The organism is Nonomuraea lactucae (assembly GCF_003313395.1).
Taxonomy (GTDB): domain Bacteria; phylum Actinomycetota; class Actinomycetes; order Streptosporangiales; family Streptosporangiaceae; genus Nonomuraea; species Nonomuraea lactucae.
The window spans coordinates 1-11,521 of the sequence record NZ_QNFZ01000979.1; the positions used below are offsets into that span (position 1 = coordinate 1).

Sequence of the window (11,521 nt, forward strand, 5' to 3'; positions counted from 1 at the left end):
CGGCAGGCACCACAGGGGCCCCGCCCCGTCGGCCGTGCGCAGGGTGAGCCCCACGCGCAGGGGGCGCGGCCCGGCGGCGCCCGTCGCCGTGGTGCTCGCCCTCGCCCTGGTCATCGCCGGCGGAGTGCTCGTCTGGCAGCTGACCGATCCCGGCGACCCGGGGCTGCGCCTGGCGGCGGGCACCGGCCGGTCCGGTGACGACCTGTTCACCGTCCCGTCGGCGGGGTTCGGCTCCGACCAGAAGCTGAACGACATGGCCTCGGCCGGGCGGGTCGTGGTGGCCGTGGGCAGCGACACGACGATCCCGACGCCGCGCCCGCTGTTCCTGTTCTCGCCCGACGGCGGCGAGTCATGGCAGCTCGGCCAGGTCGCCGGCGCGACCACCCCGACCGTGCAGCGGGTCGTGGGCGGCGGTGGGCTCTGGCTGGCCAGCGGCGGCGACGGCACGGGCGGCGAACGCGGCCTGTGGACGAGCACCGACGGTTTCAGCTGGGCGGCCGTGGAGGAGAGCGGGCTGGCGGCGTTCCGTGACGGCGACCTGATCTCCGACATCGCCAGGACCCGGTCCGGGTTCGTGGCCGTCGGCCGTACGACCCCGCAGGACGGTGGCGCCGGACCAGCGGCCTGGCACTCGCCGGATGGGCGTTCCTGGCAGCGGGTGGACACGCGCGGCCTGGAGGCGCGCGAGCTCAAGGCGGTCGTGGCCAGGGGCGACACGGTCATCGCGGTCGCGCAGCCCGCCCAGGGAGACGGCTCGCGGGTCGTCCGGTCGGCCGACGGCGGGCGCACCTGGCAGGCCACCGGCTTCCAGCTGCCCGAGGCGATGCCGCGCACGGGTTCGCTGGCCGTACTGCCCAAGCAGTTCGTGCTCGTGCCGACCAGGCAGCGCACGATCGACGGCGACGTGCGCGTCTACTGCTCGCCGACGGGCGAGCAGTGGTCGCAGTGCGGCACGATCGGCGGGCTCGGCGACGAGAGCCCCGGCATCGAGTCGGTCATCACCCACCCCGGCGGCATCGCCGCCGTCAGCCAGGCGAACCTCGGCAAGTACTCGGTGCTGACCAGCGCCGACGGCCGCACCTGGACCAAGCGGGCCGACCTCGGCGACCTCTCCGGCGCCACGCTGCGCGGGTTCACGATCAACGAGTCGGGGACCCTGTTCGCGGGCGGCGACCAGGCCGCGGCGGACGTCGACAACCAGCTCGTCCTCATGGACGCGCCGCCGCGCGGCGGCGCGTCGCGGGTGCGGCTGGCCGACGTCGAGGGCCTGTCGCGGATCGCCAGGCAGACCACCAGGGTGGCCAGCCACAACGGCAGGTACGTGGCCGTCGGCACCGCCTCCGGCGACGCCGGCATCTGGACCAGCCTCAACTGGCAGAACTGGACCTCGATGAGCCTCGGCGGCCCGCACCAGCAGATCCTCGACGACGTGGCCCATGGGCGCCGCGGCTGGCTGGCGGTGGGCGGCACCCAGGCGGCCGTCGGCGTCACCGAACCGCTCCTGGTCTCCTCCGAGGACGGCCGCAACTGGAAGCGCGTGGCCGCCTCCGGCGACCTCGCCCGCAGGCAGGACCACCCGTACCTCGACACCCGCGTGGTCGCGGCGGGGCCGAAGGGGTACGTGGTCGCCGGGGAGGAACGCGGGCCGACCGGCACGGTCGGGGCGGCGCTGTGGTTCAGCTCCGATCTGCGCAGGTTCACCCGGTCCAAGAGGCTCCCGCAGGGCGGCTCAGGCGTCCGCGTCCACGACCTGACCGCCACCCCGGACGGGTACGTCGCGGTGGGCGGTGCGGGCACCGGCGACGACGAGATCGGCGTGGTCTGGGTCTCGGCCGACGGCCTCAACTGGAAGGCGCGCAAGCGCCCCGCCCCGCCCGGCTCCTCCTCGGCGGGGCTCCGGCAGGTGGCGGCCCACCAGGACAAGGTCATCGCCGTCGGAACGGCCAAGACCCAGGGTTCGCGCCGGGTGTTCGCGGCGGTCTCGGAGGACGAGGGGGCGACCTGGCGTACGTCCTGGCTCCCGGCTGAACGGGCGGCGGCCGTGCACGACCTGGCGGCGGGAGCCCAGGGCCTGGTGGCGGTCGGCTGGCACGGCAGGCCGGGCGACGGCGACAGCGCCGCCTGGGTGTCGCAGGACGGCACGGCCTGGGAGCGGTCCGACCTGACCAGGGATCGGCTGGGCGGACCGGGGATGCAGTGGCTGGCGGCGGTCACGCTGGCCGGATCGGAGGTCGTGGCGCTCGGCCGCAGCACCACCTACAGCGACGATCACCTCATCCTGTGGACCTCGACCCTGACGACCGCCAGCCGCTGACGAGAGGGGCCCTGTTCACGGCCAGGCCCGCCACTCGGTCAACGCCTCCAGCAGGCCCTCGGTGAGCGGGAGCCCTTCGGCGTCCTCCCGGGAGCACCAGCGGACGTCGGCGGCGTCGTCCCCCGCGGACGGCACGCCGCCCGTCACCGTGGCCAGGTAGTCGCGGATCTCGTACGTCACCCCGCCCGGCCCGGGCCGCTCGACCGCGCCCGCGAGGGCGCCCACCGCGACGTGGAGGCCCGTCTCCTCCAGGACCTCGCGCCGCAACGCGGCGGCGTCCGTCTCGTGGGGCTCCACCCGGCCGCCCGGGATGGACCACAGGCCCGCGCCGGGCGCGTGGCCACGCTGGACGAGAAGGATCCGGCCTTGGGCGTCGACCACGATCGCGCCCACACAATTTACGCGCACCTGACCAACATAACGAGGGGCTAACGAAATGCGGCCTTGACGGCATGGCGCCGGAGGACGCACCGTGGGTAGCTGTGAAAGCGCCTCCAACCTGCCCACGGTGCTTTGGCCCCCTGCACGGGCCGAATGCGTGGTCGAGCGCGTGGCGTTGCGACGCCCATGGTGACGTACTCCCCTTCCAGGCGGCCCGGCCGCCGGCGCCGGCCTCCGCCGAGGCGATCCGCAAGAGCTCGGTGGTGCCCGTGTGGGTGCCCTGGCCGCTGCCCGCCGGGTGGCTCGTCACCGGGTTCGCGGAGGCGGGCGACGAGCGCACGGGAGGCAGGGCGAGCGTGGTCGCGCTCTGCGGGCCCTCGATCAGCCGCGGACCGGCCGACGTCCTCATCGTCGCCGAGGAGCCCGGTGTGGGGCTGGGGGCGGCGCTCGCCGGGCTGGGCGGGCCGGACCCCGGTGAGGGGTTCGACGCCGGACCGCCGAACGCCAAGATCGAGGTGCTGGGGCATCCCACCCCGCTGTGGTGCGTGGGCGCGGCCGACGACCGCGCCGTCTACGCCGGTGAGGCGCTCGGCAACTGGCTGTGGACGATCGCCTGGCCCGCCGAGGCGGGCTGCCTGATCGCGCTCAGCGAGCTCGCCCTGATGGATCTCCGCGACCACGAGCTGGACCTGCCGTTCGGCGCCTTCTCACCGAGACTGGGCGGCTAGCTCCCGCACCGGCGTACGCGATCGCCCCGCGACTCGCCCCGAGGCGATTCGCACTGTCATCCAGACGGACTAGAGTGCGGAAGCGTGACAGCGCGTATCGAGCGAGTGGTGACCGAGGGCGTCGTCGAGATCGACGACACCGAGCACAAGGTCGAGAACAACACCTGGATCGTGGGCGACGACGACGAAGTGATCGTCATCGACCCGGCGCGTGACGCCGACAAGATCCTGGAGCAGGTCGGTGAGCGAGAGGTGCTCGCCGTCATCTGCACGCACGGCCTGCCCGACCACGTCGGCGCGGCCATCGAGGTGGCCAGCAGGGACGAGGCGGTGATCGCCCTCCACCCCAAGGACAAGCCCCTCTGGCGAGAGACCTGGTCCGAGACCTGGCCCGACATCGACATGGAGGACGACGGCATCTTCGGTGTCGCCGACGTCCAGCTCGACGTCATGGAGACGCCCGGCATCTCGCCCGGCGGCGTCTCGCTCTACTGCGAGGGGCTCGGGGCCGTGTTCACCGGCAAGTCGCTGCAGGCCGACGGGCCCGGCAAGCTGGGCGGCGAATACCCGGCCCTGGCCGACCAGCTCACCTCGATCGGCGGGCGGCTGTTCACGCTGCCCGGCGCCACCCGCGTGCTGGCCGCGCACGGTGACGAGGTCACGGTCGGCGATCTGGAGCCGCACTTCGACGACTGGGTCTCGGGTTCGCTGACCCGCACGGAGGGCGAGGACGACAGCCCGCTCACCGACGGCACCCGGGCGGCGGGGATCAGGATCACCCCGGGCGACGAGTAGGTGTACGACCAGCTCCCGCTGGACGGGATGCCGCGGCGGCTCTACTCGTGCACGCCGTCGCGGTTGAACTCCTGGCTCGACTGCCGGCGCCGCTACCGGTTCACCTACCTCGACCGGCCCCAGCCGGCCAAGGGCCCGGCCTGGGCGCACAACAGCGTGGGCGCCAGCGTGCACAACGCGCTGGCCGGCTGGTGGCGCGAGCCGTACGAGCGGCGCACCCCGCTGACGGCGGCCATCCTGCTCACCAACGGGTGGATCGCCGAGGGGTTCAGGGACGGCGAGCAGTCGTCGCAGTGGCTCGGGCGCGCCCGCGACCTCGTCTCCGGCTACACCGCGACCCTGGACCCGTCCGACGACCCCGTCGGCGTGGAGCGCACGGTCGCCACCCGCACCAAGGTGATCGCGGTCTCGGGCCGCATCGACCGGCTCGACCGGCGGGGCGACGAACTGGCGGTGGTCGACTACAAGACCGGGCGGCGGCCGCTCACCCAGGACGACGCCCGCTCCTCGCTCGCGCTGGCCATCTACGCGATCGCGGCGTCCCGGATGATGCGCACGCCGTGCCACACGGTCGAGCTGCACCACCTGCCGACGGGCGAGATCGTCGAGTGGCGGCACACGGACGAGTCCCTCGGACGCCACCTGCGGCGCGCCGAGGAGGTGGCCCTGGAGGCCGCCACGGCCGACGAACGCTACCGCGCGGCCATGGCCGCCCTCGGCTCCCCGCGCCCGTCCGCCGTGCCGGCGGAGATCGACGAGCTCTTCGCGCCCAGCCCCGGCCCGATCTGCTCCTGGTGCGACTTCCGCCGCCACTGCCCAGAGGGCATGGCCGCGGCCCCCGAGCGCCGCCCCTGGGACGGGCTGGCGGATTAGGTGGCCCGGACCGAGCGCATACCCCTCGCGGTGGCGCTCGGTGCTCTCTTCAACCCGCTGAACTCGTCCATGATCGCCGTGGCGCTGGCCGGCATCGAGGCCGAGTTCCAGGTCGGCGTCGCCGCGGTCACCTGGCTGGCCGCCGGTTTCTACCTGACCGCCGTGCTCGCGCCGCCGCTCATGGGGACCCTGGCCGACCGTTTCGGCCCCAGGACGGTCTTCTGCGCCGGTCTGACCGTCATCGCGCTGACCGGGGCGCTCGCCGCGGCGGCACCCAGCTTCCCGGTGCTGGTCGCGCTCCGGCTCCTCCAGGCGTTCGGCAGTTGTGCCACGTTCCCGTCCGGCATGGCGATCATCCAGGCGGTGATCCCCGGCGCGGACGGCAGGCCGCCGCCGAGGATCATCGCGATGATCTCGATGGTGCTGACGGCCAGCGCTGCCGCCGGGCCGGTCGCCGCGGGCGTTCTGGTGTCGCTGTGGGGCTGGCGGGCCGTCTTCCTGGTCAACGTCCCGCTCGCCGTGCTCGCCCTGGTGCTGGGCCTGCGCTGGCTGCCCGCGGTGCGCGTGGCGAGCGAGCGTCGCGCCTGGCTGCCGCGGCCGAGGCCCGCGCTGCTCGCCACCTGCGGGCTGTACGCGCTCGTCAACGTGGTCTTCTACCTGGCGTTCTTCGTGGTGCCGCTCTGGGCGCAGCGCTCGGCGGGGCTGCCCGCCCTCGCTGCGGGGCTGCTCGTGCTGCCCATGGCGGGGCTGGCGATCGTCATGATGCCCGTGGCGGTGCGGCTCGTGGCACGGGCCGGGATGCGGACCGTCCTCGTGATCAGCGCCGTGCTCCTGATCGCGGCGTCCTGCGCGATGTTCGGCACGGGCGGTACCGGCGGCCCAGGCGGCACGGGCGGCACGGGCGGCCCAGGCGGTACCAGCGGCCCAGGCGGTGCAGGCGGTCCGGGTGGCGCGGTCGGGGTGGTCCTCGTGGTCACCTCGCTGCTGGGGCTGGCGACGGCGTTCAGCCAGTTCGGCCTGAACTCGCTCGTGTACGTGCACGCCGACCGGCGTGACACCGGGGTGGCCTCGGGCCTGTTCCAGGCGTCGCGGTTCGTCGGCGCCGCCGCTGCCGCCGCGGCGACGGGCGTGCTGTTCGATCCGGCGAGCATGGCGGCGGGCGGCTGGGCCATGCTGCTGGCCTCGTCATTCGTGCTGGTCGGCGCGCTGGTCCTCCCTGTAAAGACATCGGACAAAAACTTACGACATAAGCCCTAAGAGGCCACTAAAGGGCGAAATTTCGTGGCATAGATCCGACCTTGCCCATTGACGATCGACCTTCCTGGCGGTCATATCGGTTGTGACACCAGATTGAAAGGCAGGTGCGCGACCCATGTCCCAGCCGAAGGAACAGGGTAAGAAGCAGCCACGCCGGATCCACGAGAAGAAGATCAGGACTCGCGGAGAGGAGACGACCTGGCACAAGCCCGACTACCAGGTCGTCGAAGCGTCGATGGAGATGTCCGCCTACTTCCTGGCCACCAGATAGCCGGGCCCCGCCATGCGACTGCAGGTGCTCGGCACCGCGGCCGGTGGCGGCGTCCCCCAGTGGAACTGCGCTTGCCCCGGCTGCTCCGGGGCACGCGCCCACCCTGGCCGCCGCAGAAGCCACGCCAGCCTCGCCGTACAGCTCGACGACGGCTGCTTCGTCGTCAACGCCACCCCCGACATCGCCGACCAGATCGAGGCGTGCCCGTGGCTGCGCCCCGGCCCGGGGCCGCGGCAGTCGCCGCTGGCGGGCGTGATCCTCACCGACGCCGAGCTCGACCACACCATCGGCCTCCTCCGCCTCAGGGAGGCCGACACGCTTCAGGTGCGCTCGACCCCCGTGGTGCGGGAGGCGCTGCGCCCCTTCGCCGACATCCTCCGCCCCTACGTCCGGCTCACGTGGGCTGCCGCCGACGCCATCCCCGTGTCGGGCAAGCGCCCCAGGTACGCCGGCCACGACGCCGGCCTGCCCGAGAGCCCGGAGTGGGTCTCCGCGCTGCGCCTCACGGACGGGACGTCCACCCTGGTGTACGCCCCGGCCATGGGCGTGTGGCCCGCCGCGCTGGACGACGCCCTGGCCACGGCCGACTGCGTGATCGTCGACGGGACCTTCTGGGACGACGAGGAGCCCCGCCGTACCGGGATCTCCGCCAAGACCGCCACCCGGATGGGCCACCTGCCGATCGAGGCCACCATGGAGCGCCTGGCCCGGCTGCCGGGCCGCTGCCTCTACACCCACCTCAACAACACCAACCCCCTCGTCGACCCGGACGCCGAGCAGCACAAGGTGCTCGCCGAGCTGGGGCTCGAGGTGGCCGCGGACGGGATGGTGATCGACCTTTGAACGCTTTCGAGGCGGAACTGCGTGCCGTACCCGAGAAGCGCTACCACCACCTGCACCCCTTCAACCAGCGCATGCACGCCGGTGAGCTGACCCGCGACGAGCTGAGGGGCTGGATACTCAACCGCTTCCACTACCAGCGGCACATCCCGATCAAGGACTCGCTGATCCTCGCCAAGCTGGCCACGCCCGAGCTGCGCCGGGTATGGCTGCGCCGCATCCAGGACCACGACGGCGTCGTGCCGGGCGAGGGCGGCATCGAGCGGTGGCTGCGCCTCGGCGAGGCGGCCGGCCTGGAGCGCGGGCTGCTGCTGTCGGGCGAGGGGGTGCTGCCGGGCGTCCGGCTGGCCGTGGACGGCTACGTGAACCTCTGCCGCAACGGCACCGCCCTGGAAGCCGTGGCCGCCTCGCTCACCGAGCTGTTCGCCCCCGACCTCATGCGCACGAGGATCGCCGCCTTCGAACGGCACTACCCGTGGATCGACCCCGAGGGGCTGCGCTACTTCCGGATCCGCGTCACCCAGGGCCGCCAGGACAGCGGCGAGGCCCTCGCCCTGGTCCTCGACTGGGCACGCAGCCGCGCGGACCAGGAGAGGGCCGTCACGGCGCTCGGCTACAAGTGCGACGTGCTGTGGTCCCTCCTCGACGCGATCGACGGGGCGTACCGATGACCCGGCCCCCGACCGGGGAGGCCGAGTCACCGGCGGGCGGGGTGGCGTGGCAGCCGGCGCTGGCCCGCTCGGCGCTGCTGCGCCGCGATCCGGTGCGACAGGCGGACCTGCTCATCGTGCCCGAGCGGATCGTCGTGCTGAACGAGGAGGCCGCGGCCATCGTCGCCCTCTGCGACGGTGAGCGGACCGTGGCCGGCATCGTGGCCGGCGTCCTCGCGCGGTTCCCGGGAGGGACGGAAGCCGACGTGGTGGAGTTCCTCGACCGGATCCGCGCCGAAGGGTGGCTGCGATGACCACCACACCACCGCCGGGCGCGCCGCCCGTCGCCCAACCAGACGCCCGACCAGACGGCCAACCAGATGCTCAACCAGACGGCCAGCCCGTCGCCCAGCCCGTCGCCCGCCCGCCGGCCCCGCCCTGGGCCATGCTGGCCGAGCTCACCCACGCGTGCCCGCTGCGCTGCCCGTACTGCTCCAACCCGACAGAACTGGCCGCCAGGTCGAGCGAGCTGAGCACCGCGGAGTGGGAGCGCATCCTCGGCGAGGCGGCGGCGCTCGGCGTGGTGCACGCCCACCTGTCCGGCGGCGAGCCCCTGCTCCGGCGCGACCTGGCGCGGATCGTGGCCGCGGCCGACCGGGAGGGCGTCTACACCCAGCTCGTCACGAGCGGCGTCGGCCTGACCGAACGGCGGCTCGGCGAGCTCGCGGCGGCCGGGCTGCGCAGCGTGCAGCTGTCGGTCCAGGCGGCCACGCAGGGGGAGTCGGACGGGATCGCCGGGGTCAGGGCGTTCGCGCGCAAGGAGCGGGCGGCGGCCGTGGTGACGGCGAGCGGGCTGCCCCTCGGGCTCAACGTGGTGCTGCACCGGGCGAACCTCGACGCCGTCGGCGAGATCATCGAGCTGGGCCTGGCGTGGGGCGTGGAGCGCATCGAGCTGGCCAACACCCAGTTCTACGGGTGGGGCCTGCTGAACCGGGCCGCGCTCCTGCCCACCCGTGAGCAGCTCGCCCGCGCCGAGGCCATAGTCCAGAAATATCGGGAAAAGACGGATGTCGAGCTGATCTGGGTGATCCCCGACTACTTCGACGGCGTGCCCAAGCCCTGCATGGGCGGCTGGGGCGCGATCTCGATCACCGTCGCCCCCGACGGCCGCGTGCTGCCCTGCCCCGCCGCCTACGACCTGCCGCTGGATGTGCCCAACGCCCGAGACCGCTCGCTCCGCTGGATCTGGGAGCACTCGCCCGCGTTCAACGCCTACCGCGGCACCGCCTGGATGCCGGAGCCCTGCGCGAGCTGCCCGCGCAAGGAGCTCGACTTCGGCGGCTGCCGCTGTCAGGCGTACGCCCTCACCGGAGACGCCGCGCGCACCGACCCGGCCTGCGGGCTCTCGCCGGACCACCACCTCATCAAGGGACTGGCCGGCGGCGGCGCATGGACCTTCAGAGAGGCGGCGCCTCCGGTCAGGGGTGCGTGAACGTTCAGGAGACCGGCCGGCGGCGCGGGTCACGCAGGCCCCGGCGCCCCTTGCGACGGAGGCGGCGCTCCCGCGCTGCTCGCGCAGTAGCGGTCGGCCTGGCGCTCGGTGATGCCGAGCCCGCCGCGCCTGGCCACCTCCAGGTAGGACGAGACCTCCGCCAGGTGGGACGAGACGTCCGCGCGGTGCACCACAGCAGCAGCTCCGGATCGTCCACGCGGTACGCCGCAGCCTCCCGAACGGGTCGTCCCGGAAAGCGGAGTTCTGCCGGACGCCGCGCACGGCCGGCGGGTGCAGGGCCTGAAACATGAGGCCGCGGACACCGCCCACCCACATGAAGCGGTCGATGCGCACCCGCCAGGTCGTGGGTCTGCGGCGGCTGCACCACGATGCCTTCGGTGCTCGCCATGGTGAGCAGAGGATTACCTGACGGCGGGCCTGGTGTCCAAGTGGCTCTCGGCCTCGTTCCAGAACCTCACCAGGGCCGCGGCGGTCGTCTCCGGGGCCTCCACGGCGGGCGAATGGACGGCGCCCGGCACGACGACGCTCTCCGCGCCCAGCGCCGCGGCCATCTCCGACTGCAGCTCCGGTGGCCAGCCGTCGTCGCGCTCGCCGTACAGGACCAGGGTGGACACCTCGATCTGGCGCAGCTCGTCGGTGCGGTCGTGCATGGTCACCACCTGCTCGGCCATGCACGCCAGGCCCGTCGCCGAGTTGGCCAGCAGTCGCTTGCGCAGAAAGGCGATGATGTCGTCGGGCACGCCCGCGATCAGCGCCTCCGGCTCGAACCTGGAGTGCCACACCTGCTCCAGCCCCTGTGCGGGGATCTCCTTCATGAGCGTACGGCTGTGCTGCTCGCGCCTGCCGACGATGCCGGCGGGGCCGGAGCCCATCAGCGTGAACGAGGCGAACCTGGTGCGGCCGTCGATCACCGCCTCACGGCCGACCAGCCCGCCGAAGGAGTGCCCGACCAGGTGGATCGGCTGGCCGCCGCCTACCTCCTGTGCCAGCAGGTCGATGTCGGCCCCGAGCGCGGCGCACGTGTAGGCGGCCGGATCGTCCGGGCCCGGCGTCTCGTACTGGCCGCGCAGGTCGACGGCCACCACCCGGCGGCCCGACTGGGCGAGGGTCTGCAGGATCGCGATGAAGTCTTCTTTGCTGCCGGTCACCCCGGGCACCAGAAGCGCGGGCCAGCGCTCCACCACACCGCTCACCGGCAGCGCCTCCAGGGCCGCGAACGCGCCCTGGGGCGTTTCGATCTTCTGCGGTGCGACGCCAGGAGGCAGGGTCAGAAAACGCGGCGTACTCACGTGGGGCAACAATACCCCGAGGTCAGCGCCTCGACACCGGCGAACTCGGTACGCCGGTGCGATTCAAGGGGGTTGTGACGCGTGCGCGAACCCGAGATTCGGCCCGCGACCTCGGGGGACGACGTGGCCACCGTGTTCGGCCCGAACGGCGGATATTCGGGTTGCCGGTGCCTGTGGTTCCGGGTGTCCAACGCGGATTTCGGTTCGGTCGCGGCCGGCGACCCCCGCGAGCGGCTGCGCCCGCTCGTCGAGTCCCCCGGGCCGCCCCCTCGCGTACGCCGACGGCAGGCTCCGTCGGCTGGAGCGCCGTGTCGCGGCGCGAGGAGCACCCCCGGCTGCGCTCGCCCGTCACCAGGCCCGCCGATCCCACGGAGACCGGAGTCTGGTCGGTGACCTGCTTCTACGTGACCCGCGACGGCCGTGGCCAGGGCGTCGCCGCCGCGCTGCTGGAGGAGTGCCGTGGCCTACGCGGCCTCACGCGGGGCCGTGGCGGTGGAGGGCTACCCGAGCGCGAGCTACCCGGGGAGCTGACGCGCCGCCCAGGGCGGGCGGCGCCCGGGACGGGCACGCCTGGGCGTCGTGAAGCGCCCGGGACGGGCCGCCTGGCGTC

13 protein-coding genes and 2 pseudogenes are annotated in these 11,521 nt (G+C 73.4%); 11 read left to right on the forward strand and 4 right to left on the reverse strand.

Features of this window, described 5'->3' with window-relative positions; all coding sequences use genetic code 11:
- Positions 1–2,314 (forward strand): hypothetical protein (locus tag DQW85_RS34750; RefSeq protein WP_205315634.1); only part of this gene is annotated, 2,314 nt, incomplete at its 5' end.
- Between the two features lie 15 nt (positions 2,315–2,329).
- Here DQW85_RS34750 and DQW85_RS34755 read toward each other — a convergent pair.
- Positions 2,330–2,722 (reverse strand): NUDIX hydrolase, encoded by a 393-nt coding sequence (locus DQW85_RS34755; RefSeq protein ID WP_113704000.1) that lies wholly within the window; start codon positions 2,720–2,722, stop codon positions 2,330–2,332.
- A gap of 44 nt (positions 2,723–2,766) precedes the next feature.
- On the opposite strand from DQW85_RS34755, the gene DQW85_RS34760 reads away from it, so the two are divergent.
- From DQW85_RS34760 to pqqE, 9 genes are all read left to right on the forward strand, one after another.
- A complete protein-coding gene (locus DQW85_RS34760; protein WP_338043438.1) occupies positions 2,767–3,423 on the forward strand; it encodes a DUF6758 family protein in 657 nt (218 codons plus the stop codon).
- Between the two features lie 84 nt (positions 3,424–3,507).
- Complete coding sequence (locus tag DQW85_RS34765) at positions 3,508–4,218, forward strand: MBL fold metallo-hydrolase (protein ID WP_205315635.1); 711 nt, start codon at positions 3,508–3,510, stop codon at positions 4,216–4,218.
- The gene (locus DQW85_RS34770; protein WP_338043439.1) at positions 4,219–5,091 is read left to right on the forward strand and encodes a RecB family exonuclease; all 873 of its coding nucleotides are present in this window, start codon (positions 4,219–4,221) and stop codon (positions 5,089–5,091) included.
- A 30-nt stretch (positions 5,092–5,121) separates the two neighbouring features.
- A complete protein-coding gene (locus tag DQW85_RS34775; protein ID WP_162795613.1) occupies positions 5,122–6,348 on the forward strand; it encodes an MFS transporter in 1,227 nt (408 codons plus the stop codon).
- A gap of 115 nt (positions 6,349–6,463) precedes the next feature.
- Positions 6,464–6,619 carry a pyrroloquinoline quinone precursor peptide PqqA gene (locus DQW85_RS34780; RefSeq protein WP_113704004.1) on the forward strand — a complete coding sequence of 52 codons (156 nt, stop codon included), beginning with the start codon at positions 6,464–6,466 and terminating at the stop codon, positions 6,617–6,619.
- Between the two features lie 12 nt (positions 6,620–6,631).
- The gene (gene pqqB, locus DQW85_RS34785) at positions 6,632–7,462 is read left to right on the forward strand and encodes a pyrroloquinoline quinone biosynthesis protein PqqB (protein ID WP_113704005.1); all 831 of its coding nucleotides are present in this window, start codon (positions 6,632–6,634) and stop codon (positions 7,460–7,462) included.
- The gene (pqqC, locus tag DQW85_RS34790) at positions 7,459–8,130 is read left to right on the forward strand and encodes a pyrroloquinoline-quinone synthase PqqC (RefSeq protein ID WP_113704006.1); all 672 of its coding nucleotides are present in this window, start codon (positions 7,459–7,461) and stop codon (positions 8,128–8,130) included. Before pqqB ends, pqqC begins: the two co-directional genes overlap by 4 nt.
- Positions 8,127–8,423: a pyrroloquinoline quinone biosynthesis peptide chaperone PqqD gene (pqqD, locus tag DQW85_RS34795; RefSeq protein ID WP_113704007.1), complete on the forward strand. Its 297-nt coding sequence runs from the start codon at positions 8,127–8,129 to the stop codon at positions 8,421–8,423. Before pqqC ends, pqqD begins: the two co-directional genes overlap by 4 nt.
- Positions 8,420–9,601, forward strand: a complete 1,182-nt coding sequence (gene pqqE / locus DQW85_RS34800; protein WP_113704008.1) for a pyrroloquinoline quinone biosynthesis protein PqqE — start codon at positions 8,420–8,422, stop codon at positions 9,599–9,601. The genes pqqD and pqqE overlap by 4 nt, the downstream gene beginning before the upstream one ends.
- Before the next feature lie 29 nt (positions 9,602–9,630).
- Here pqqE and DQW85_RS46175 read toward each other — a convergent pair whose 3' ends face one another.
- From DQW85_RS46175 to DQW85_RS34810, 3 genes and pseudogenes are all read right to left on the reverse strand, one after another.
- Positions 9,631–9,795, reverse strand: coding sequence for a hypothetical protein (locus DQW85_RS46175; protein ID WP_205315636.1), 165 nt, complete (start codon positions 9,793–9,795; stop codon positions 9,631–9,633).
- A 55-nt stretch (positions 9,796–9,850) separates the two neighbouring features.
- Positions 9,851–9,937: pseudogene (locus tag DQW85_RS47215) on the reverse strand (oxygenase MpaB family protein); the annotation flags it as partial.
- Between the two features lie 86 nt (positions 9,938–10,023).
- Entirely contained in the window at positions 10,024–10,911 is an 888-nt protein-coding gene (locus DQW85_RS34810; RefSeq protein WP_113704009.1) for an alpha/beta fold hydrolase, read from the reverse strand.
- A 308-nt stretch (positions 10,912–11,219) separates the two neighbouring features.
- Between DQW85_RS34810 and DQW85_RS45045 the strand changes: the two are divergent.
- A pseudogene (locus DQW85_RS45045) lies at positions 11,220–11,521 on the forward strand (hypothetical protein); the annotation flags it as partial.

Bases quoted from the DNA above. Each gene is read 5' to 3' on its own strand.
- DQW85_RS34760 (WP_338043438.1), top strand. From the start codon at position 2,767: ATGGCGCCGGAGGACGCACCGTGGGTAGCTGTGAAAGCGCCTCCAACC.
- DQW85_RS34780 (WP_113704004.1), top strand. From the start codon at position 6,464: ATGTCCCAGCCGAAGGAACAGGGTAAGAAGCAGCCACGCCGGATCCAC.
- pqqB (WP_113704005.1), top strand. From the start codon at position 6,632: ATGCGACTGCAGGTGCTCGGCACCGCGGCCGGTGGCGGCGTCCCCCAG.
- pqqD (WP_113704007.1), top strand. From the start codon at position 8,127: ATGACCCGGCCCCCGACCGGGGAGGCCGAGTCACCGGCGGGCGGGGTG.
- pqqE (WP_113704008.1), top strand. From the start codon at position 8,420: ATGACCACCACACCACCGCCGGGCGCGCCGCCCGTCGCCCAACCAGAC.